Origin of the sequence: Streptomyces sp. NPDC048416 (assembly GCF_043200435.1) — a bacterium.
Classification (GTDB): Bacteria; Actinomycetota; Actinomycetes; order Streptomycetales; family Streptomycetaceae; genus Streptomyces.
In genome coordinates this window covers 101,741-123,762 of sequence record NZ_JBICXU010000022.1, presented here as the reverse complement: position 1 = coordinate 123,762, position 22,022 = coordinate 101,741, and the positions used below count along the sequence as shown (strand labels likewise).

Here is a 22,022-nt window from a genome sequence, read left to right as displayed (position 1 = left end):
CCCGATAGCTCCGCTATCACGACGTTCCGACGCCTTGCGATGCACCGCACCAGGCGCCGCACCCTGACCGACCCTGATCCACCAGACACCCCCTAGTCCCCGCCGTCCCCGCCGCCGCTGTCTCCCCCGTCCCCTCCGCCTCCGTCGCCGCCCCCGTCTCCGCCGTCGAAGCCCCAGCCGTCCGAGCCGCCCGCTTCATTGTCCTCGCCGCCGTGGCCCAGGTTGCTGAACCAGGGGCGGTCCCAGGCGTCGTCCGAGGCGACCGGTTCGCCGGCCCTGGGTGCTTGGCGCTGGATCCGGAAGCGGGCCGTGCCCGTGGTGTCGCCCAGGCCGAAGGTGACGGCGAAGGCCTGGGCCATGACGGCGTCCAGGGGGTCCGCGCTCTCGTAACGCACGGGTGCCAGGGGCAGCAGCACCGTGTCGGGGTCGAGTTGGGGACGGCGTGGCGGTCGCTCCAACAGGGCGACCTTCTGCTCGTCGCGCAGCAACCAGGAGCTGTTGTAGTTGGCCCGTCGCAGTTCCCATACCCCCTGCGGCAACCGCGCCCGTGCGTAGCTCTTGGACTTGCGCAGCTTCTTCTTCAGGACGAGGGACGCCGCCATGTCCCCGACGGTCATCCGCAGGCCCTGCGCCTGATCGCCGGTGCTGCTCAAAAAGCCGCGCGGCGCCCGTATCCGCACGGGCGGAGCGCCCGGCCCCCACACGTCCACGCGTACCAGTCGGCGATCCACCGCCACGCCGATGGGGCCGACGGGCCCGGGGGCATAACGGCGGCCCATCCACAGCGGTACGCCCTCCTCCCGCGCCCGCTCTGCCAACGCGTTCAGTTGCTCCGGTCCGCCACAGTGCCGAATCGCCAACTCGCCGAGTCGCTGCGCGAATTCCGTCGCCTGGCGCACCTTCACGAGGGCGGTGGTCCCGGTGATGCGCGTGACTGGGACAGCGCCACTGCCTGCGGCCAGCCGGTCCAACGGGCGCTCCGTCCCACCGCCGCCGAGCCAGTGACCGCGCTGGAACGCCTCGGCCATGGCCGCCAGGTTCAGCTCGCTCAGCGGCGTGACGAGGCCGCCGCGACGCAGGCTCTCTTCCGTCAGCTCGACAGTCCGCGCCAGCGGATTCCACGACCGTTCCGTATAAAGCGCGCCACTCATGCCGTTTCCCCGTATCCGTGCAGTTCAGCGACAAGCCTATCGAGTCCCAGGACGCGTTCGAACGGGCGTCGGTTTCCGCGGGTCTGCCCGATGTCCAGCGAGTTGCATACGAACGGTGAGGGTTCAACGTCGGTCATGTACGGTTCTGCGGCCCCGGGCATCAACCCACCTCAGCGCGTGCGGAGTTCGTCGCAAGGCGGGGCGTGGTGTGGTTGGCGGAATGCACGATGTTGATGGGCGGCGCGTTGTTCATGACGAGCCGGCCGAGGACCGGATATTCGCTGTCCTGTCCACTCCATGAGGACGCACCATGGTGCGCATGACTTTGGCCACACCCACGCTGCACACCGCTCGCCTGAGACTGCGCCCCTTCGCCGACGCCGATGCGGACGCGCTCTTCGCGCTGCACAGCAGCGCCCATGTGATGCGGTACTGGGACTCCGCGCCGTGGAACGAACGGGCGCGCGCTGAGCGCTTCATCGCGATGAGCGGGAGGATGGCCGACGAGGGCACCGGAGCGCGGGTCGCCATCGAGCGTGCCTGTGACGGGGCCTTCGTCGGCTGGTGCGGTCTGACCGGATGGAACCCGGACCACCGCAGCGCGTCGTTGGGCTACGTCCTCGACGACGCGATGTGGGGCCACGGCTACGCGACGGAAGCCGCGCATGCCGTGCTGCGGTGGGCTTTCGACACACTGGACCTGAATCGGGTCCAGGCCGAGACCGACACTCGCAACGTGGCTTCCGCCCGGGTTCTGGAGAAGAACGGATTCGTACGGGAAGGGACGCTGCGGGAGGACTGTGTCGTGAACGGCGAGGTGTCCGACTCGTGGGTGTTCGGGTTGATCAGGCGGGAGTGGCGGCCGTCGACGATGCCGGTCGCAGTCGGCTGAGAGCGTGTTGCACAGGACCAGGATGCGCCGATGGGTGTCTGCGGGCGACACGGTCGGTGGCGCGCTTCCGGCGGGGCCGGGCTCTCGACGAGTTCGGCGGCCGTCGCCGGCTTGGCGTCCCCTCAGGCGAGCCGCGCGGCGAGTCGCGGGAAGAGGGGCAGCGCGTTGTCGTACTCGATGAGGCGCCGGGCGCTGTCGGTGATGCCCGGATAGGCGTGCAGACCACGGGCGTTGGCGGTGATGAGGGGTTCGGGGCTGAAAGGGTGGTCGGAGCCGTACAGCAGATGACGTGGGTCCGCGGTTTCCAGCAGCGTGGAAAGCGAGTGCGGGTTCGCTCCGAGCGCGAGGTCGTAGTAGAGGCGGCGCAGGTGTGCCGAAACGGCGGCAGAGGTGAGATCCGCGCCGGGGGTGAGCGCGGGCTGCGCGGCGAAGGCGGAGATGCGCCAGGCGAGAGCCGGTATCGCGCCTCCGGCATGCGGAACAATGATCTTCAGATGCGGGTAACGGGCCATTGTGCCCGTGTAGATGAGATGGGTGACCGTACGGGCGACATCGAAGACGAACTCGATGAGTGGTGCGGGGTGTCCCAGACCGGTCTGCGCGAAGCAGGCGGGGGCGGTGGGGTGGAGCAGCACGGTGGCGTGGCGTCGGTCGAGCTCTGCCAGGACCGGATCGAGAGCAGGCTCACCAAGGTAGTTGCCACCGTAGTTGGTTGCCAGGATGACGCCGTCGAGCGGCAGTACGTCCAGGGCGTGGGCGATCTCTGTCAGGGCCGCGTCCACGTCGGGCAGCGGCAGGTGCGCCAGAGCCCCGAAGCGGCTCGGGTCCTGCTCGATGACCTGGGCGGCCGCCTCGTTGATGCTACGGGCCAGGGCCGGTGCTCCGGCGGCTTTGGCGAGGTGGTGGGCAGTGGGTGAAGGGACCGAGAGCACCTGCGCTGACACCCTGGCGGTCCATGAACTCCCTTGCTGCGTCCGGGCTCCAGGACGGGATGGGAATGCCGCCGTCGAAGCTGCTCAGGCCCGCGTCCGCCGCCGCCTTGAGGTAGGCATCGGGCAGGAAGTGGGCGTGTACGTCGATGCGGGTGGTGGCTGTCACGGTTCCCTGTTCCCTGTTCCCTGTTCCCTGTTCCCTGTTCCCTGTTCCCTGTTCTGCGTTCTGCGTTCTGCGCCGTCTTCTGCCCCTGGCGCCGCCACTTCTCGTCGGCGGTGTCCGCTGCTCCACCGAGACCCGGCGGAGCAGCGGCCGCGGTTGGCCGCGGCCGGCCGCGTCAGTTCACTGCGTCCACGGCGGGCAGAACGTCGCCTCGCCGACCGTGGCGTTCATTCCGGCCGAGGTCACCGCGGTCAGGGTCGCGGGGGATACGGAGGAGGCGTTGCGGATCCGCAGCTGCGCGCCGGCGGGGATGATGATCGCGTCGCCGTCGCCCGCCTGGACCTCCAGCCCTGCGACGGTGGCCGAGACTGTGCCGCTGACGACGACGAAAACCTCTTCGCGGTCCATCGAGTGCGCCTCGCTGACCGCTCCCGGAGCGATCTCCAGTGCCCAGATCGCGAGTTCCACGCTTCCTCGGGAGGGCACGGCAAGCGGGCGGAACGTGAAGCCGTCGCGGTCGAAGACGCTAGCGTCGGCAATAGTCGACAAAGGCATGATTTTCTCCAAAACTGGTCAACTGAACTGACTAGTTTGACGATAGGCGGGGCTCCATAAAAGGTCAACCAGGCTGACTATGATGGTCGGGTACTCATCACCCGCCCAGGAGGGATGCCATGCAGGCGCACACTGCCCCGGACCTCGGTGGCGCGGACCGTAGGCCCGGCGAAGTGCCGCTGATGCTCGCGATGGCCTTTCGTGCCATGAGTGACCATCTACACGCCAGGCTGAGCGAGTTGGGGCGCGAACCCCTTCGTCCCGCGCACGGTTACGCCTTCCGCTACCTCGCGGACCACCCGGCAGCCACAACGGTCGATCTCGCGTCCCACCTGGGCGTGACCAAACAGTCCGCGTCCAAGACCGTCACCGAACTCGCGGACTGGGGCTACCTCCAACGGCGCCCCCATCCCACGGACCGACGGGCGCAGGTCCTACGGCTGACCGACCGCGGGCAGGAGTACCTGCGGCTCGCCGATCAGTTGTGGAGCGAGTCCGAGCAGCAGTGGGCAGAACTCATCGGCGCCGACCGCCTCGACGCCATTCACCACGATCTGCGCGCCTACCTGGACCAGCTGCCCGGCGGTCATCCGGCCGGCCTGCGACCGGTGTGGTGAACCACGCTGTGGGGCGGCGCGGCTGCGGGCGGAGAGGTCGACCACGCACGGCCTCGCCGCCCACGGTGCGGGGCGAGTCAGGCGCTGTACTGGATCTTCCACCGCTGTGAGGGCCCACCCGTGCAGGTCGACAGCTGCACACGGTCGTTCGTGTTTCTGGCCAGGCACGTGTGCGTCACCGAGTTCTTGATGAGCGCGCCCACCGTGTCGTCCTTCTGTACCGACCAGAGTGCCGCCGCGTCATCGGCCAGGCACTGTTTCATGGCGATCAGCCCGTTCCGCGCCGTCAAGCAGAGCCCCGTCGCCCGTTGCCGGAGCGCCGTGTACGCGATGCTGTTGTCCCAGTACCAGGACTGGTAGTCGCCGTAGTTGCAGCCGAACACATACGGGCCGTAGTCCGCCCGGTAGTCCAGGCACTTCCCCGTGTTGGGCATGCCCTCGAACGTCGATGTCGATGCCGCCGCACCCGCCGGCGTCACGCTCAGGCCGGCCGTCATCCCGGCAGCGGCAACGATCAGGGCCAGCCTCTTCCACACCATGAGAACTCCCGTCCGGCGGAACCGGGACGCATAGACATGAGCGGGAACACGACAGTACAGCTCGAAACGCGCCCCCACAGGATCAAATCCGGCCGCTCTGCCGGTACGACCTACACTAGGCGACGCGTCACGAACTGCCGTGCTTGTAACGGGACTTCAGGGCGCTCATTGCCCGCGCACCCGCCCCGTTCCGACCGTGGCATGCCCCGCCATGACAGCGAGTCGCGGTGAGCGTGGCCGACGGCTGTTCGGCGTTCTGGGCTTGGCGGGCGTGCTCGGCCACCACTGCTCAAGGCGGCGCGCGAATGCGGGGTTCTGGCGAGGACGGCGGACACTTGCCACGGGCCCTTCGTCCCCGCCCGCCGTCTCGGTCGCTTGCTGCCCTGACACAGGAGGCGGTGAGGCGGTGAGGCCACCGACGGTACGCTTGGGTGGCATGTCCAGACGGTTCTGACTGACGGTGTACCCCGGGCTCGCGTTTCTTCGTCATGTCAACTCGGCGCCCTGGAGGCGGCGTTGGCCCCGCCTCCACCGTCCCGGCGTCCTCCGCGCCGCCGCGACCGCCCCGGCGCCCGCCGCGCCGGATCGCTCAAGACGTGCGGGCTTCCTGGGCGATCCGCCGGAACACCCACATCATGCCCATGACCACCAGCACCATGAACAGGCACACGGAGGTCGCCGCGACCATCGCGTCCGGATATCCGGCACCCGGCCGCCGGTCGCCGGCGACGGTGAAGAACAGCCCGCCGACGGCCGCGACCCCGGCCGAGCTCGCGAACTGCTGGGCCGTCGTCAGCGCGCCGGAGGCCATGCCCGCCTTCTGCGGCGGTACGCGCAGCAGAGCCGCGCCGATGAGCGAGGGCAGCACGACACCGTTGCCCAGGCCGACCAGGCACAGGCACCCGCAGATCCAGGCGACCTCGATGCCGGAGCCGGCCGACCGGGCCCGCAGCAGCAGCGCGAGCAGGCCGAGCGCGGTCACGGCGGCGCCGACGATCAGCGCGTTCATCCCGTATCGGGCCGTCAGTCGCTTGCCCGCCATCGACGTCACCATGTAGGCGACACCCATGGGCGTGAAGGCAAGACCTGCGCGCACCGGACTGAGCGTCAGGCCGCCTTGCAGGAGCAGCGTCAGCGTGAAGATGAAGCTGCCGAAGTAGATGTAGAACGCGGCGCTCGCGATGAGCCCGGCGCGGAACGACGAGCCGTGGAAGAGCGTCAGGTCCAGTACCGGGGAGCCGCCGCGCGCACCCAGCGCCCCCTCCCACCACAGGGTCAGCGCGCCGAGCACGAGGCCGCCCGCCAGGGACAGCCAGGTCCACAGCGGCCAGCCCGATGAGTGACCGAGCGCCAGCGGGACCAGGAGCAGCGCGAGGGCGCCACTGATGCCTACCGCGCCCACCGGGTCGATGCCGGTGCGCCCGCCCGGCTCGGTCTTCGGCAGCACCCGCGGTGCCAGCACCGCGACCACCGCGCACACCGGCACGTTCACCAGGAAGATGACCCGCCAGCCGAGCCCGGCCACATCCGCGTCGAGGAGGAGCCCGCCCAAAAGCTGTCCCGCGATGGAGCCGATGCCCGCGGTCACGCCGTACGCGGCGAAGGCCCGCGCCCGCTCCGCCGGGGCGAAGGTGGCCGTGATCGTCGCCAGTACCTGGGGTGCCAGCACGGCGGCGGTCAGTCCCTGGAAGAGCCGGGCGGCGATCAGCCGGCCCGGACTCGCGGCGATGCCGCACAGGAGCGAGGCGAGGCCGAAACCGGCCATGCCCAGCGTGAATAATCGGCGGTGCCCGTACAGGTCGCCAAGCCGGCCACCGGTGATCATGCCGCTGGCGAGGGCGAACGCGTAACCGCCCACGATGAGTTCGAGCGCCGTGGCCCCGGCGCCCAAGTCGCTCTCAAGGGTGGGCGCCGCCACATTCACGACGAAGAAGTCGAACTGGGCGATGAACGTGCCGGCCAGCAGGACGGAGAGGACTGCGGCCACGGCCGGTCCTGCCGGTCCGGCCTCGGTGGTACGCGCGGTGGTGGGAGCCGCGTCGGTCATTTCTTCCCTCGTTGCATACGGTGAACGGTGTTGGGGGCGACGGTGATCCGGGCGGTGCAGGTGCGGTGGCCCCCCTCGTCGGTGATGACGACCTCGTACGAGGCCGACGTCGGTCCGAGTGCGAGCGCAGTGGCCACGCCGGTGACGGTGCCGCTGCGCACCGGACGGTGGTGCGTGGCGTTGATGTCGACGCCCAGGGCGATATGGCCACCGCCCGCGTGCAGGGCGGCGCCGATCGACCCAAGGGTCTCGGCGAGCACGACGGAGGCCCCGCCGTGCAGCATTCCATACAGCTGCTTGTTGCCGGCGACCGGCATGGTGCCGACAAGCCGCTCGGGCGACGCCTCGACGAGCTCGATTCCCATGCGTGCGGCCAGTGGCTCGGGAGCGCCGGGCCGGGTGATCCACGCCGACAGGTCGCGGGGGGCCACGAAGTCGCTCATCGGGCCCGGGCGCCCTCCTGCTGGGCGAGCCGCGCGTCCTGACCGCGTTCGGCCGGCGCTCGCTGGTCGCACTGATCGCCAAGCGGCTGCCCGAACCCGCCCCGATCGTCGACCTGGACGTGCGCAACCCGGAGCACATGGAGACGCTGGCCGACCGGGTCGCAGGGCGCCTCGGCCCGGACGGGGCGCTCGACGGAGTCGTGCACTCCATCGCGTACGCCCCGCAGGACGCGCTCGGCGGCAACTTCCTGCACACCGGCTGGAGTTCGGTGGCCACGGCCTTGGAGGTGTCGGCGTACTCGCGAGCCGTGCTCGGCTGGGACCTGGAAGACCCCGAGCCGGCCGCCCGCGCGGTGGTGGCGCTGCTGTCGGACTGGTTCCCGAAGACCACCGGCGAGATCGTCCACGTGGACGGCGGCACCCACATGATGGGCGCCTGAGCCGCGGCTGTCCGCGGTCGGGCGCGGCTGTCCGCGGTCGGGTGCAGGAGGCGCGGGCGTTCACCGCACACCGGCTACGTCCGGGGCGGTGGTCCTCCACCTGGCCGGCATGCGCCCGCGTCACTGGCCGCCACTACGGTGCCGTGCCCACGCCTCGTCGCGAAGGCCCGCGTGGAGGAGGACGTCGGCCGCAGTGCAGGCCAGCGCCCCGGCCGCCGCGAGGAGCACGGTGCGGGCCCGTGGTGAAGCGGCGGCCGCGGCGAACTCCGGGGTGTGGTCCGATCCGTCGTCCATGATCGCGACGAAGGGATGGATGGCAGGCACGCGCGTACTGACGTTGCCGATGTCGGAAGAGCCCAGGTAGACGCCCGGTTCGGGCGGTGTCAGCTCGATTCCGGCCCGGGACAGATGACCCGCGAACCGTTCGGACAGGACCGCGCTGTCACGGAAGTGGTCATAGCGCAGGGTGGCGCGTTCCACCTCCGCCTGGGTGCCGGTGGCCAGAGCGACGCCCTCAGCGGCGGTTCGCAGCTGCCCCACCAAGTCCTCCAGCGCCGAAGTCGTGGCGGCGCGAAGGCCGAACAGCCCTTCCGCGCGCTCCGGGACGATGTTGGTGGCGGTGCCGCCGTCGGTGATGATGCCCTGAATGTGGGAAGCCTCCGGCAGACGCCGGCCGAGCGCGGTCAGGACGTTGAACAGCTCGATCAGTGCCGCGAGCGCGTCGACACCTTCGGTCGGGTTGCCGGTGGGGTGCGCGGCCCGGCCGTGGAAGGCCACCCGGTACTGCACCTGAGCGGTCAGCGGCGCCCGAGTCCAGCTGTGCACCCCGGGATGGAACATCAGCGCCGCGTCGACCTCGTCGAACACACCGGCCTCCGCCTCAAGGACCTTTCCACCGCCGCGCTCCTCGGCCGGGGTGCCGACCGCCATCACGCATCCGGCCGATTCACCCAGCACCGAACGGAGCGCGAGTGCCGCTCCCAGGCCGGCGGCCGCGATGAGGTTGTGCCCACAGGCGTGCCCGAGGCCGGGCAGTGCGTCGTACTCGATCAGCAGCGCCACGGCAGGGCGGCCGCGACCGGAGCGGGCTGTGAACGCCGTCGGGAGTCCCGCCACGCCTCTCTCCACCGCGAAACCGGCCTCCGCAAGGCCGCCCGCCAACAGGGCGGCGGCCCGGTGCTCGGCGAAGGCGTATTCGGGGTCGTCGTGCAGCCCCATCGCCACCCGCCACAGCGAGTCGGCGCGCTCGGCAACCGCCGCACGCAGTTCGGCATGGACGTCGTCCTCGAACGTCGGGTTCACCCTGCCTCCTCGTCATCCGGCGTGCGACAGCCCGCCGCGCATGTACCTCTGCACGGGTGCCACTCAGCGAGTACCACGACACCTGCCGGTTTGGATTGCGGCACCCGTGCAACACGATGACCATGACGGCAGAGCCGCCGTCCGGGCCGCAACCGTGCTGGGAGGTACGAATGGATCACTCACGGGTGCCTGTACTGGAGGCGTTGCAGGAGTTCCGTCGTCGCGGAGACGTGGCGTATGGCCCGCCGGGGCACAAGCAGGGTCGCGGCGTCGATCCCCGAGTGGCCGACATCCTCGGACTCGACCTGTTCCGTGCGGACGTCCTCGCACTTAACGGCCTCGACGACCGGCGTGAATCCCAGGGTGTGCTCAGTCAGGCGCAGGAGCTGATGGCCGACGCGGTCGGAGCCGAGCAGGCGTTCTTCTCGACGTGCGGCAGTTCCCTCTCGGTGAAGACGGCCATGCCCGCCGTGGCGGGTCCCGGCGAGAAGCTGCTCCTGTCGCGCAACGCGCACAAGTCCGTCATCGCGGCCGTCGTCGTCAACGGGGTGCAGCCGATCTGGGTCCGGCCCAAGTTCGACGTCGAGCGGCACTTGGCGCACCCTCCGGAGCCCGACGATGTACGCCGCTGCCTGGAGGAGCATCCCGACGCCAAAGGCATGCTGCTGATCACGCCGACCGAGTGGGGCACGTGTGCGGACGTGGCGGGCGTGGCCCGGGTGTGCCACGAGTACGACGTCCCGTTGATCGTGGACGAGGCGTGGGGCGCCCACCTTCCGTTCCACTCCGCGCTGCCCGCCTGGGGCATGGACGCCGAGGCCGACCTGGTGGTCACCAGCGTCCACAAGATGGGCGGTGCGATCGAGCAGAGTTCCGTCTTCCACCTCCAGTACGACCGGGTGTCGCCCGAGGCGCTCAAGCAGCGGGAGGATCTGCTCGGCACGACCAGCGCCTCGTCGCTCGTCTACGCGACCCTCGACGGCTGGCGCCGCCAGATGGTCGAACAGGGTCACGACCTCCTGGACGCCGCACTGCACCGCGCGCTGCGCATCCGGTCGGCGCTCGACGACCTACCGGGCCTGCGGCCCATGGGCCGCGAGGTCATCGACGAGGGATTCGCCGCCTCGTACGACCCCCTCAAGCTCGTCATCGACGTACGGGAACTCGGCATCACCGGCATGCAGGCGACCGAATGGCTGCGTGAGCACCGGCATGTGGACACGGGTGGTTCGGACAGCTGCCGCATCAGTGCCTCCATCACCCACGCGGACGACGACGAGACCGAGAAGATCCTGCTGGACTCGCTGCGCGCGCTCGTCGACAACGCCGATTCCATCGAGAAGCAGTCCCCGGTCCACCTGCCCGACCCCGCGACGCTGGAACTGGAGCAGGCGATGCTGCCGCGTGACGCGTTCTTCGCCCCGGTGGAACACGTGCCCGCCGAGCGCGCGGCGGGCAGGATCGCCGCGGAAATGATCAGCCCCTACCCTCCGGGGGTTCCCGCCGTCGCTCCGGGGGAGGTCATCACCGATGCGGTGCTCGACTACCTGCGCAGCGGCGTGGAGCACGGTGTCCTGATCCCGGACGCGGCGGATCCGTCCGTCAAGACGCTGCGAGTGGTGGCACGGGGCTGAGGCACGGGAGTGCGGGGCGGGTGAGGAGCGGGTGCGGCGCACTTCGCCGGTGCGGCGGGGCCGTCCCCAGGAAGGCGGGGTCGTCAATGCCCGGCGAAGCGACGCCGGTGCCGGTGCCGGTGTCCTGACCGTACGTCAGCGGAATCTCGTCGATCTCGACCCGGTTGGTCCGTGACGGACGTATGATCCGAGCCGGTACAGGGGTTGGGCGACACCCCTGCATGCTCCGGGGGGACGCATCTTGGTCACGATACTGGTCATGTTCGGTCTGCTCGCAACAGTCGTGGTGTTCCTCATCGTGACGTTGCTGCGGCGCAGGACCGGCCGAACGGAGAACGTCGACGGTCTGCTCATCGAGCAGCAGCGCCGGATACGGGCTCGCAACGACCGTACGTCGTACAGCTCCGCCGCAGTTCACCACTCGCAGCTGAACGGGACGGACCCGCCTCGTCACTGATGTGCCTTCGTCTGCCCTGTGGGGCACGGTGCGGAGCCGGCCATCCGTAGGGCGGGAGAACTCAGGAACTCCGCTTCTTCGGAGCCGGGCGGGTTCGCGCACCGGGCCGGCCGAGCAACTGCGCCGAGGCAGGGGGCGGGTTACGTCATACCAGGCCCCGCATCCGGAGATCAGTCACGTACTTGGTGATCAGGTCCGGTGACAGGTGAGGGATGTCGTTGTCCTCGTCAAGGGCTGCCGCGCGTACCGCCGCGCGGAACCGGTCGGCCGGCAGGGCGGATCCGGCGCGGGGCTGCTCCGGGTGGGCGAAAGCGTGCAGCAGGGGGAGTAGCGAATGCTGCTTCTGACGGTCGGGCAGGCTCCGCAGGACCGTCTCGAAGCGGTCAAGCCACTCGGCGTAGTCCTGGATGCGTGTCAAGGGGTGGCCGGCTGCCGTCAACCAGTCGACGAACGTGTCCAGGGAGATGCCGTCGTCGTGCGGGTTGACCACGTTGTAGGTCCAAAAGCCCTCTCGCGCGTCGTCACCCAACGACGTGATGGCCCGCGCGGTGAAGTCCACGGGGAGGGCGTCGTAGTGCCCGGCCTCGCCTGTGCCCGGGGCGTAGAAGCTGCCGGGTGCGATGCCTGTGGCCAACAGGCTCAGCAGGAGGCGGGTGAAGACGTCCGAGATGTTGAGCTGGCCGCGGTAGCGCGGGTGCGCGAGGATCAGATTCGAGCGGAAGACGGCGACCGGCAGGCCGAACGTTTCGTGCGCTTCGCGCAGCAGTACTTCGCCGGCCCATTTGCTGGCCGCGTAACCGTCGGCGTAAGCACCTTCGAGGTCGCGGGTCCCGCAGGCTGTGCGTCCGCCCCCTCGTCGGCCGCTGCCTCATGGCCGAATACGACGGCGACCGTCGACAGGTAGGTGAACTGCTTGATCCGGGACGTGATCGCCAGCCGGATCAGTTCAGCCGTCCCCGCCACGTTGGGGCCGAACAGCTGGTCGTAGGGCAGGAGATGGTTGACCAAGGCCGCCGGGTGGACGATCAGGTCCACGGTGTCCGCCAGTCTCCGCCAGGTCTCGTGGTCGAGGCCGAGGTCCGGTTCCCCGATGTCGCCTGCGATCACGCGCAGATGCCGGGTGGCCAAGGTGCGGTATCGGTCCATGAGTTCGGGGTCGCCGCCGTCGAAGGCCGCGTCGAGTCGGGCCCGGGCCGTCGCGTCGGAGGAACCTCGAATCACACACACCAGCGTGCCACCGCGCTGCGCCAGGCGTTCCAGCCACTCAAGACACAGGAAGCGGCCCAGGTAGCCGTTGGCGCCGGTCAGCAGGACGGTCTGGGCCTCGGGCAGCGAACCGGTCCGCGTTTGTGCCTGCGCGATGGTCTGCGGATCGAGGAACGCCTCCAGGCGCAGATCGGCCGCGACGAGTCGCGCCGCCCCGGGGCCGTGGACGCTGTCGGCGGTGGGTCGGCGGTGTTCCGACGCGAGCGCCCTCTCGATGTGACCGGCCACCTGCCGCAGCGTGTTGACCGGGTTGATGACCACGGCGACAGGGACGTCGACGTGGAAGATCTGTTGCAGGGACTGGGCGAACGACAGCGCGGTGAGGCTGTCACCGCCGAGTTCGAGGAAACGTGTGCCGGGCGCCACGACATCGTCCTGGTGCCCGAGGACCGCGCGCGCGGCCCGCAGCACGACTTCTTGCACCGGCTGGTCGGCGCTGGCCTGACGCAGTGCCTGCCGTTCGTCGGCCGCACGGTCGGACAGCTCGGTGTACAGGGCTTCAAGCCGCTCGCCGTACCGCTTCGTCAGAGCCGGCCGCAACGGCTTGCGCACGGTGGAGAGCAACCCGTTCTCCGGACTGAACGGTTCGCTCTCGACCAGGAAATCGCGTGGCACCTCATAGGAGTTGAGTCCCGCCTCGGTGGCAAGGCCACGCAGGGATGCACGCAGAATGCGCCTGAGGCGCCCGGTGTCCCCGTCGGCGCGGACGAGGGCGTCCTCGGTGGGCACGAGCACCGCGACCAGGTGGGCGCGGGCACTGTTGCCGTACAGGAAGATCTGGTGGACGAGCGGACTGCCGCTGAAGAGCGCCTCCAGGCGGGACACCGTCACGAACTCGCCCTGGGACAGCTTGAGGACGTTGGAGCGGCGGTCCACGTAGCGCAGTTCGTCGGGGCCGACGCGGGCCATGATGTCGCCCGTGCGGTAGAAGCCCTCCTCGTCGAAGACCTCGCCGGTGGCGTCCGGGCGCCGGAAGTAGCCGGGCACGAGCCGGTCGGACCTGACCAGCAGTTCGCCCCTGGGGTACGGCGAGTCGGTGCCGAAGTAGCCCAGCTCGGGAACATCGGCCAGCTTGTGGTCGGTCACCGGCGGCCGCAGCACCCGGCCGTCGAGGAAGACGATCCCGGCTTCCGTCGACCCGTACCCGTCGAGCAGCCTGACGTGGAGGCAGCTCTCGACGAACGCCGCCATCTCCGGGCTCAACGGCGCCGAGGCACTGACAGCCCACACAAGGCGGCCACCCATGACCTTCTCCCGCAGCTCCTCCTTCACCAGCTCCGCCGCCACGGCTGCATCACCGCCGGCCTCCTCCCGCAGGGACAATGCGTCCCGGTAGTGCCGCAGGAGCATGTCGGCGATGCGGGGCACCATGACGAACTCGGTGGGCCGGACCAGGGACAGGTCGTCGAAGAGCGTCGACAGGTCGCTGGACGCCGCGAAGCAGGCCAGACCTCCCTTGGCGAGCGTGCCGAACAGCACGCCCCGCCCCATCATGTGACTCAGCGGCAGGTAACTCAGCACGATGGAGGGCCGCGCCGCCTGGCCGGGTACGAAGTCGACCCAGAACTGCCTGACGTGACGCTCGGTGTACATGGCGCCCTTGGGGGTGCCGGTACTGCCCGAGGTGTAGATCAGTGCGCTGAGCGCGTCGGCCGCCGACCCCTCGGGAACCCGGGGGAGTGGCGGCAGGGCCCGTCCCCGCTCGATGACCGAGGCCGGCGTGTCCAGGGTGACGCCCTGGCCCTGCGCCGCGAGCCGGCCGCGCGCGGACGTCAACTCCGCCTGGTGGGCGGCGAGTTCGGGGCGGTGGCCGGTGACGATGATTCTGCCCAGCGAGGGCGCTTTCGCCGCGACGTCGAGCGCGACCTGGAGGTGGCCGATGTGCGTGACGAGCAGCCGCGGTCCGGTCTGTTCGACGATGGGGGTGAGGTGGTGGGCGGAGGCACCGGCCGGCAGGGGTACGGACACCACCCCGGAGCGGACACAGGCCAGATCCGCCACGGTGTATTCGACGCTCGGGGAGCCGAGCAGGGCGACGAAGTCACCTGGGTGCAACGGGTGTTGGGGGTGGTGGCACCACTCGGAGGCCACCGCACCGATACGCTCCCACAGCTCGCCGTAGGTAAGTGTGTGGAACTGCTCCAAAAGACGCAGCGTGGTGCGGCCCGTCTCCGGGTCGGTGAACGGCTCCGTGGCACGCTCACCCAGCGCGGGGCGGTCCGCGTACGCCTCCATCACCGTGGCCACCAGAGCCGCGAGCGGCAGCCCGGGCCGCCGGATCGCCTCCGTCACGGCGTCCAGGGGCGCGGTGTCACGTACCTGCGCGTCGGTCGCGTACAGATGGGCGCCTCGTCGATCGGCACATGCGTCGAGTTCGGCGGCGCGTAAGGGGGAGGGGGACATGAGCGAGCTCCTTTGTGGCTGCACGGCATCATGAAATGCTGTTCAGCCGGGTGAAGTTGAGGGGTGGGGCGGGGTGGAGGGTTCAGCGGGAAGGCAGGCGGATGTGGCGGTCCTGTCCCGCGCCGTGTCCGGCGATCACCGTGGCGATGCCGAGGGCAGCCAGGACGGTGAGCGGAAGCGTCCAGCTGTGCGTGGCGTCGTGCAGAATGCCGAGGAGGAGGGGCCCGGCCGCCGCCACGAGGTAGCCGATGGACTGTGCCATGCCCGCCAGTGCGGCGGCTTCACCGGAGCTGCCGGCACGCTGACTCTGGAAGGTCAGCGCGAGGACGAGGCACGCCCCGCCGCCCAGTCCGAGCAGCGTGCACGCCAGGACGGACAGTTCGGGCGCGGCGGCCAGTACGGCGAAGCCACCTGCCACGAGAACCGAGGCCCCGGCCGCCACCCGGCGCTGGTCGTGCAGCCCCCGGGTGAGCACGGGCAGGAGGCTGCCGGCCGCAAGGGATACCACCTGGTAGCAGAACAGCATCCATCCGGCGGTGGTGCTGCTCGTGCCGCGGTCGCTCAGGATGCTGGGCAGCCACGCGACGACGGTGTAGAAGGCCAGGGACTGCAAGCCCATGAAGAAGGTGACCTGCCAGGCGAGCCGCGACCGCCAGGGCACCGGGCTGTGGGTCCCGCCGGTGGACGCCTGAGGCGTGTCACCGCGCATCCGGGGCAGCCAGGCGACAAGCGCCGCGACGGTGAAGGCGACGCCCCAGGCCAATGCGGTGTGCCAGGAACCCGGCACGGTGTGGGCCAGCGGCGCGGAGACCCCGGACCACATCGCGGCCATGAGGCCGATGACCGTCACATAGAGAGCGCTGACGCTCTGGATGCGGCGTGCGGGGACATTCCGTCGGATCAGAGCGGGCAGCAGCACATTGCCGAACGCGATGGCCGCGGAAAGGATCACCGTTCCGGCGAACAGGCAGCTCACGGAGGGGAGGGAGCGGACCACCGTCCCGACGGCCAGCACGCCGAGTGCCGCCACCAACAGGCGCGCGCTGCCCCACCGGTGGGAGGCCCGGGCAACCAAGGGTGACGTTGCGGCGAACGTCAACAACGGGAGGGTGCTCAGCAGCCCGCCCCAGCTCGCTGTCAGGCCGCTGCCGTGCTCGATCTCCGGCAGCAGTGTGCCAACACCGGTGAGGGTGGTGCGCAGGTTCGCCGCGACAAGGCAGATCGCGATGATGAGCCCCACCGGCACGGCGGGCCCGGTGACGACGGCGGCCGGTGTCCCGGACGTCGAGCGCTGACGGGACATCGCATCGGGTCGCGGACTCACTGCTCGTCCTCCGCCACTCGCGGCGCGGCGCCCTCGTGGTCGCGGGTGAGCTGGACGATGGCGGCCGCCGCGGCACGGGCGTCACCCACCTCCTGGGCCTCGATCGCGTCGACGAGCCGCCGGTGCAGGCGGGCGTGGTCCTCGGCGTGGGCGGCATCCCAGGGCAGACCCCCCAGGGACGAGGTGAGCGCCGCACCGAGGTGGTCGTACACCTCGACCAGCAGATCGTTCCCACTGGCCCGCACCACGGCTCGATGGAACAGCGCGTCGACGCTCGTGGCCGCGGACGTGTCCTCACCGGCACAGGCCGCGTCGGCGTCGGCCAGCAGCTCCCGCATCTGCCGCAGCTGCCCCTCGTCGCGGCGCAGGGCCGCGGCCCCCGACGCGTACTCCTCCAGCACGGTCCGCAGCTCCAGCACCTTGTCCCGCTGCGCCGAACTCGCCCGCCGCACCATGACCGACTGAAGCTCACTTGAGGAGCGCACATACGTGCCGTCCCCGGCGCGCGGCTCCAGCAGGCCCAGGTGCACCAGCGCACCGATCGCCTCCCGCAGCGTGCTGCGCCCGACACCAAGCTCCTCGATGAGGGCCTGCTCCGACGGGATCCGCGTCCCCACCGGCCAGCCCCCCGCCTCGATGTGAGAGCGGAGACTGTCCACGAGCTGAGCGGACAGGCTGGCTGTCCGGCGCGGGGCGCTGATGCGTTTCATGGGGACACCGTACACAAACATCAGACGTTTGAACATCAGGCTACGGTAGGGGGGTTCGGGTGAGTCGTTACGCTGGCGCGATGACTGATGATCAGGAGCAGGTGCAGCCGTCGGGGGTGTGGGCCACGGCGGTGGGGGTGGCCAGGGTGCGGGCGCTGGAGACCGAACGGCACAACGCGCTGTTCCGCGACCCCCTGGCACAGGCCTTCGCCACCGCAGGCGGACTGTGGCCCTCCTCGCCGCCGCCGGATGACGAGGCGGCGCGGCGCCGCCGGTTGGCCGTGTCGTTCTCCATCGTCATCAGGACGAAGTTCCTCGACGACCTGTTGCGGCAGGCCTCCGCGTCCGGGATCCGGCAGATCGTGCTGCTCGGCGCCGGGATGGACAGTCGGGCCTTCCGGATGGACTGGCCGGAGGGCACCCGGCTGTTCGAGGTCGACACCCCGGAGCCGCTGGACTTCAAGACGTCGGTGCTGCGCCAGGAGGGGGCCGTCGCGCGCTGCGAGCGGATCATCGTCGCGGCGGATCTGCGTGAGGACTGGCCAGGCGCGTTGGCGGCCGCGGGCCATGACCCGGCCATGCCGACCGCATGGATCGCCGAAGGACTGCTGATCTATCTGCCCGAGGATGCGGTGGAGCTCCTGCTGGCCCGAATCGGCGCGCAGTCGGCGGCAGGCAGTCGGATGGGGCTGACGTTGGGCTCCCGTGGCGTGATCGAGCGCTTCGGCGCGGATGCCGTGCCGGGGTCGGCGGCGTCCATGTGGGTCTCGGAGATGCCTGACGACCCGGTGGGCTGGCTGGCCGGGCACGGCTGGCAGGCCGAGAGCCACACCGTGCGCGAGCGCGCTGCCGCTTACGGCCGCCCGATCAGCACCCCGCCGCAGCGCGAGGAGGGACCCGGAGGACTGATTTCGGCGGTCCGCCGGTAGCACGGCTTGCGGCGGTCCGCCGGTAGCACGGCTTCCGGTTCTCCCCCGAATAATCGCCGATCCACACTTCTCGCAGAGCCAACACCCGGGCGCCGAGCACGACAGGGCTGCCGGGAGCCAGGCCGTTTCCTGACGGAATGACATGGTTCGTTTTTTCCTTCGGTGGGACGGTAAAACCACCTGGCCGCCCGCGGCACGCACAAGGGGCGCATGTCTGTGATTCCAACCTCATGCGTCATGCGTCATGCGTCATGCGGAATCGAGAATGAAAGGCGACTTCAGAATCCGCTAGGGTCGGTCAAGAACTGACGGGAACGGAACTCGACATTCCTGCGGAGGGGTCAATTCGTGGAAGCGGTTTGAATGATTCCACTTTTATGAAGTGGCTCGCGCAATTCCGCTTGGTGCCTCTTGGCTTCCTCTGTTCGCGAAACCTGATATCGCAGTATGACGCGAGCGGTCAACGGTACCGATGGCAAGCAAACCGATGGCAAGCAATCTCTCCCACCCCCCCCCAGACGAGGACGTGCCGTGAACCGCAAGCCGACAGGTGACCACCAGCAGTACCCCGGCGGTCTGCCGGGCGCGTACACCGCTCCGCCCGAGTCGCTGACCACCGGGAGCGCCAAGGGTTCGGCTGCCGGGAGCGCCAGTGGGTCAAGTGCCGGGGGCAGCAAGTCAACGACCGCCCTCCTCCTGGTCTCGACAGTCCTCCTAGGCTTGATGGCGGGCCTCTTCTTCGCCTTCGACGTCTCCGTGATGCCGGGTCTGGCGGCAGGCGACGAGCACACGTACGTCATCGCCATGCGCTCGTTCAACAAGGCGATCGACGGCAACGGGCTGTTCGGCATGGCCTTCGTGCTCGCGCTGCTGGTGTCTGCGGCTTCGGCGGTCATCGAGTTCCGCAGGGGGCGCCGCGGTGTGGCCGTCTGGGTGGGGGTGGCGTGCGTGACCTACCTCATCGTCCTGGTGATCACCTTCGCCGTGAACATCCCACTGAACAATGAGTTGGCCGACGCGGGAGACGTGGCGAAGATGACGGACTTCTCGGTCGTCGACACATTCAAGGGCACCTGGGTCGCCGCCAACATCATGCGCACTGTGCTGTGCACCGCTGCCCTGACGGCCCTCTCCCGAGCCCTCGTCCTTTACGGACGCGCCACCCGCTGAAACCACCGAACCCGTGGCGTCGCGCCGAGTGGGCAACCCACTGACCACCACCCCCCACCCACCTCGCCGTCGAGCCCGGGCCCTTACGCCTTTTCCTGCGCGCCCCGCCGGTCCCCGCCTGCGTCATTGGCTCCCCAGGATGAACCCGGCGGCCGTTCGGGCGTCTGAGGTTCGGTCGGGCACGCGGATCGGCGTGCCGGGCACCTACGGTCGGCAGTGGTCCATCCATCGGTTCGGTGAGTACCCCGGGAGTGATCTTGGCGACGTCGACCCCGCCCCAGGTCTGCATGACACTGTCCGCGCTCGCGGCCACCGCCGCGACCCCACGACCGTCGGGGGAGACCCGGGACCAGCAGACGTGCCGGGTGGCCGCCGGTATCTCGCAGCAGCTGACGGCGCTCTGGCTCGCGACCCGGGCCAGCTGGCAGCTGGCATGGCTCGCGCTGAGTCCGGACGACGCCAACATGGTGTGCATCGCCAAGACCATCGACGCATCCAACCAGTTCGCCGTGGTCGCGCGCGGCACGGTCGGCAACATCACCGACATCCTGGAAGACCTGGACGTCGGAACCGTGGTCCCGTTCACCGCGAGCGGTTCGCCGACCCCGGTCGCGGTTTCCAAGGGAGCCATGACGGCGTTCACCCAGGTCACGGGCATGGTATCGATCCCGGCGCCGAGGGACGTGCAGGGTGCCCAGGTGCCGGAGGGCGCGTTCGCCTACCCGGGCGCCACCCTGGTGCAGGCACTGGCCGCCCTGGTCCAGGCCGCGCCGACCACCCCGCGTGCGACGGTGTACGTGACCGGTCACAGCCTGGGCGGCTCCATTGCCACCATGCTCGCCCCCTACCTCTACACGCAGGCGCAGAGCTGGACCAACGTCCCGCAGTTCGCGCTCGAGACCTTCGCGGCTCCCACCGCGGGACTACAGAGCTTCGTGACCTACGTCAACGGACTGCCCTTTCCCAACAACCATCACGTCAACGCCTGGGACGCGGTGCCGCTGGCCTGGAGCGACCTCGCAGAGGTGAAGCAGGACCATTGGTACCCGGACCCCCCTGGCCCGGCGGGCAACATCACCGTGCACCACCTGTTCGACGTACTCAACGGCCTGACCAAGGGCAACGTCTACGTGCAGCCTGGTGTGCGGCAACAGCTGCCGCTCGACGGGGACTACTCGACGCACAACCCGGCGCTGACCAACAGCACGGTGGCGGATTTCATGGGGCAGGTCGCATACCAGCATGCCAACAACACCTACCTCAGCCTGCTCCAGACCTCCTTGCTGACTCCCACGGGCCCGACGGTGACCAGCGTCAGCCCCAGCCAGGGCGGGAGCGGGACCCCGGTCGTCATCGAGGGCGACGCATTCCTCCCGGACAGCGTCCTCGACTTCGGCCCCATCCCGTGCACCGACTTCACGATCAAGCCGGGCGGTGACCAGATCAACGCCACCGTGCCGAAAGGCGTCGGCATCGTGGACGTCCGGGTGACCAATATCCTCGGCACGTCGCCCGCTGTGCCGCTCGGGCAGTTCGCCTATGACGGACCGGCCCCTTTGGTGGTCACCAGCGTCAGCCCGACCAGCGGGCGGGCGGGGACGACCAAGGTCACCATCTCCGGCTCGGGCTTCCCGAAGAACGCCACCGTGCAGTTCAAGGACAAGCCGTCGAATTCGGTCACCTGGATCTCGGAGACCCAGCTCACCGCCACCGCGCCCGCTCAGGTCGACGACAGCCAGACGGTCAACATCACCGTGTGGGTCAACGACATCGGTTCGCCCACCAGTCCGGCCGACGAGTTCACCTACACGGGCATCTGAGCCGCGGCCGGGGAATCCGTCGGCGGGCTGTGCCGGCGGGGTGGGTGGTTGGGGGTGGACGGCTGATGATGCCGGGTCAGCGTGACGCGGCTTCCAGGACGAAGCCGTGCAGGAGAGTTCCGGTCGTGTCGGGGTCCTCCACCATGGGTGTGTGGCCGACACCGTCCAGGATCTCGATCCGGACGTGGGGGACTCGGCGGTAGTCCTGGGCGGAGGACGGCTGCCATCTCCGGTCCCGCGAGCCGAAGATCACCAAGGTGGGCAGGCCGAGGCCGGCGAGTCGGTCGGGGACGGGTCGTTCCTTCACGTACGCGGTGGACGCCTCTTTGGTCGCGGTGAGGCTCCGGTAGGTCATGCCCCGGATGTCCGCGATCATCTGGTGGGTGATCCGCACCTTGCGGGTGAACGCGGTGCTCACCCCGTCGCGGATCACGCTGTCGGTACGCAGCCGCCAGAGCAGTTCCCCCAGTACCGGCGTGGTCGTCAGGCGGCCGGCGAAGCTCTCGCCGAGGAACGCGTCCACCCGCGGGCCGGTGTCGATCAGCGCGATCGCCGCCACCAGGTCGCGGCGCTGCTCGGCCAGCGACGTGGCTACGGTGCCGCCGGTCGAATGCCCGACGACGATCGCGCGGCGCACCCCGAGCCTGTCGAGAACGGCACCGACCCGGCGTGCCTGCTCGGCGATGCCGTAACCATCGGCGGGTTTGGCGGACTTGCCGTGCCCGAGCAGGTCCATCCGTACCACGTGCAGGGTGCGCAACGCGGGCAGCACCGGATCCCACCATGCCGTCGAGCCGGCCAGGCCGTGCAGGAGCACCACGGTGGGCGCACCGGGCGGCCCGTCCTGCACGACGTGCATGTCCCCACCGGGCACGCGCACAATCTGCTCGCCAGAGGCTTTGGCCGTCTCCGTGAGCACGGACACCGTGTTCCACACGAGGAGGACCACCAGCACGGCGACGGTCAGCAGCGTGATCCGCCGCCGCCTGCTCCACGGCCGCCCCTTGCGTGGGACACGCGGCTTGTTCGGGATGCTCAGTCTGTTCGGGATGCTGGGCTTGTGTGGGACGCGCCCCTTGTGCGGGACGCGCGGCGCCGCCTCTGCGTCGCCATATGTGTGCCGGCCCTGCGGGGTGGTTGTCTCATCCATGGCTCCTCCATCGCCCGGTTCATGACGCCCTCACTTTTCCGCCGCCCGGCGCGACGCGTCTTGGAGAAATGTCCGCGC

General features: G+C 69.7%; 18 protein-coding genes and 2 pseudogenes. 8 read left to right on the top strand and 12 right to left on the bottom strand.

What is annotated here, in order from left to right:
* Positions 1 to 92: 92 nt before the first annotated feature.
* Positions 93 to 1,151, bottom strand: a complete 1,059-nt coding sequence (locus tag ACGFW5_RS25020) for a hypothetical protein (RefSeq protein ID WP_393836524.1) — start codon at positions 1,149 to 1,151, stop codon at positions 93 to 95.
* Positions 1,152 to 1,470: 319 nt separating this feature from the next.
* Here ACGFW5_RS25020 and ACGFW5_RS25015 point away from each other — a divergent pair, with 319 nt between their 5' ends.
* Complete coding sequence (locus tag ACGFW5_RS25015) at positions 1,471 to 2,043, top strand: GNAT family N-acetyltransferase (protein WP_393836523.1); 573 nt, start codon at positions 1,471 to 1,473, stop codon at positions 2,041 to 2,043.
* 122 nt (positions 2,044 to 2,165) lie between these two features.
* On the opposite strand, the gene ACGFW5_RS25010 is transcribed toward ACGFW5_RS25015, so the two are convergent.
* The 3 genes from ACGFW5_RS25010 to ACGFW5_RS25000 form a co-directional block, all read right to left on the bottom strand.
* The gene (locus ACGFW5_RS25010; protein WP_393836522.1) at positions 2,166 to 2,987 is read right to left on the bottom strand and encodes an amidohydrolase family protein; all 822 of its coding nucleotides are present in this window, start codon (positions 2,985 to 2,987) and stop codon (positions 2,166 to 2,168) included.
* Positions 2,905 to 3,141 (bottom strand): hypothetical protein, encoded by a 237-nt coding sequence (locus ACGFW5_RS25005; RefSeq protein WP_393836521.1) that lies wholly within the window; start codon positions 3,139 to 3,141, stop codon positions 2,905 to 2,907. The genes ACGFW5_RS25010 and ACGFW5_RS25005 overlap by 83 nt, the downstream gene beginning before the upstream one ends.
* 177 nt (positions 3,142 to 3,318) lie before the next feature.
* Positions 3,319 to 3,693 carry a cupin domain-containing protein gene (locus ACGFW5_RS25000; RefSeq protein ID WP_393836520.1) on the bottom strand — a complete coding sequence of 125 codons (375 nt, stop codon included), beginning with the start codon at positions 3,691 to 3,693 and terminating at the stop codon, positions 3,319 to 3,321.
* A 119-nt stretch (positions 3,694 to 3,812) separates the two neighbouring features.
* On the opposite strand from ACGFW5_RS25000, the gene ACGFW5_RS24995 reads away from it, so the two are divergent.
* Complete coding sequence (locus ACGFW5_RS24995; protein WP_393836519.1) at positions 3,813 to 4,310, top strand: MarR family winged helix-turn-helix transcriptional regulator; 498 nt, start codon at positions 3,813 to 3,815, stop codon at positions 4,308 to 4,310.
* A gap of 77 nt (positions 4,311 to 4,387) precedes the next feature.
* Here ACGFW5_RS24995 and ACGFW5_RS24990 read toward each other — a convergent pair whose 3' ends face one another.
* The 3 genes from ACGFW5_RS24990 to ACGFW5_RS24980 all read right to left on the bottom strand — a co-directional run bounded on the left by ACGFW5_RS24990 (position 4,388) and on the right by ACGFW5_RS24980 (position 7,339).
* Positions 4,388 to 4,849: a ricin-type beta-trefoil lectin domain protein gene (locus tag ACGFW5_RS24990; protein ID WP_393836518.1), complete on the bottom strand. Its 462-nt coding sequence runs from the start codon at positions 4,847 to 4,849 to the stop codon at positions 4,388 to 4,390.
* 589 nt (positions 4,850 to 5,438) lie between these two features.
* Positions 5,439 to 6,896, bottom strand: a complete 1,458-nt coding sequence (locus ACGFW5_RS24985; RefSeq protein ID WP_393836517.1) for an MFS transporter — start codon at positions 6,894 to 6,896, stop codon at positions 5,439 to 5,441.
* Positions 6,893 to 7,339, bottom strand: coding sequence for a hotdog fold thioesterase (locus ACGFW5_RS24980; protein ID WP_393836516.1), 447 nt, complete (start codon positions 7,337 to 7,339; stop codon positions 6,893 to 6,895). The genes ACGFW5_RS24985 and ACGFW5_RS24980 overlap by 4 nt, the downstream gene beginning before the upstream one ends.
* Positions 7,340 to 7,362: 23 nt before the next feature.
* On the opposite strand from ACGFW5_RS24980, the pseudogene ACGFW5_RS24975 reads away from it, so the two are divergent.
* Positions 7,363 to 7,779 (top strand): annotated as a pseudogene (locus ACGFW5_RS24975) (SDR family oxidoreductase); the annotation flags it as partial.
* A 120-nt stretch (positions 7,780 to 7,899) separates the two neighbouring features.
* Here ACGFW5_RS24975 and ACGFW5_RS24970 read toward each other — a convergent pair.
* Entirely contained in the window at positions 7,900 to 9,081 is a 1,182-nt protein-coding gene (locus ACGFW5_RS24970; RefSeq protein WP_393836515.1) for an amidohydrolase, read from the bottom strand.
* A gap of 170 nt (positions 9,082 to 9,251) precedes the next feature.
* On the opposite strand from ACGFW5_RS24970, the gene ACGFW5_RS24965 reads away from it, so the two are divergent.
* The gene (locus tag ACGFW5_RS24965) at positions 9,252 to 10,715 is read left to right on the top strand and encodes an aminotransferase class I/II-fold pyridoxal phosphate-dependent enzyme (RefSeq protein ID WP_393836514.1); all 1,464 of its coding nucleotides are present in this window, start codon (positions 9,252 to 9,254) and stop codon (positions 10,713 to 10,715) included.
* A gap of 259 nt (positions 10,716 to 10,974) precedes the next feature.
* Complete coding sequence (locus ACGFW5_RS24960) at positions 10,975 to 11,172, top strand: hypothetical protein (RefSeq protein ID WP_393836513.1); 198 nt, start codon at positions 10,975 to 10,977, stop codon at positions 11,170 to 11,172.
* Positions 11,173 to 11,317: 145 nt separating this feature from the next.
* On the opposite strand, the pseudogene car reads toward ACGFW5_RS24960, so the two are convergent.
* From car to ACGFW5_RS24945, 3 genes and pseudogenes are all read right to left on the bottom strand, one after another.
* Positions 11,318 to 14,841 (bottom strand): annotated as a pseudogene (gene car / locus ACGFW5_RS24955) (carboxylic acid reductase).
* 82 nt (positions 14,842 to 14,923) lie between these two features.
* The gene (locus ACGFW5_RS24950) at positions 14,924 to 16,165 is read right to left on the bottom strand and encodes a CynX/NimT family MFS transporter (RefSeq protein WP_393836512.1); all 1,242 of its coding nucleotides are present in this window, start codon (positions 16,163 to 16,165) and stop codon (positions 14,924 to 14,926) included.
* Positions 16,162 to 16,875, bottom strand: a complete 714-nt coding sequence (locus ACGFW5_RS24945) for a FadR/GntR family transcriptional regulator (protein ID WP_393836511.1) — start codon at positions 16,873 to 16,875, stop codon at positions 16,162 to 16,164. Before ACGFW5_RS24945 ends, ACGFW5_RS24950 begins: the two co-directional genes overlap by 4 nt.
* A gap of 80 nt (positions 16,876 to 16,955) precedes the next feature.
* On the opposite strand from ACGFW5_RS24945, the gene ACGFW5_RS24940 reads away from it, so the two are divergent.
* The 3 genes from ACGFW5_RS24940 to ACGFW5_RS24930 all read left to right on the top strand — a co-directional run bounded on the left by ACGFW5_RS24940 (position 16,956) and on the right by ACGFW5_RS24930 (position 20,794).
* Positions 16,956 to 17,804 (top strand): class I SAM-dependent methyltransferase, encoded by an 849-nt coding sequence (locus ACGFW5_RS24940; RefSeq protein WP_393836510.1) that lies wholly within the window; start codon positions 16,956 to 16,958, stop codon positions 17,802 to 17,804.
* A gap of 531 nt (positions 17,805 to 18,335) precedes the next feature.
* Positions 18,336 to 18,974, top strand: a complete 639-nt coding sequence (locus tag ACGFW5_RS24935) for a DUF1772 domain-containing protein (RefSeq protein ID WP_393836509.1) — start codon at positions 18,336 to 18,338, stop codon at positions 18,972 to 18,974.
* A 251-nt stretch (positions 18,975 to 19,225) separates the two neighbouring features.
* Positions 19,226 to 20,794: an IPT/TIG domain-containing protein gene (locus tag ACGFW5_RS24930; protein WP_393836536.1), complete on the top strand. Its 1,569-nt coding sequence runs from the start codon at positions 19,226 to 19,228 to the stop codon at positions 20,792 to 20,794.
* 76 nt (positions 20,795 to 20,870) lie between these two features.
* On the opposite strand, the gene ACGFW5_RS24925 is transcribed toward ACGFW5_RS24930, so the two are convergent.
* Positions 20,871 to 21,944 (bottom strand): alpha/beta fold hydrolase, encoded by a 1,074-nt coding sequence (locus ACGFW5_RS24925; RefSeq protein ID WP_393836508.1) that lies wholly within the window; start codon positions 21,942 to 21,944, stop codon positions 20,871 to 20,873.
* Positions 21,945 to 22,022: the final 78 nt, after the last annotated feature.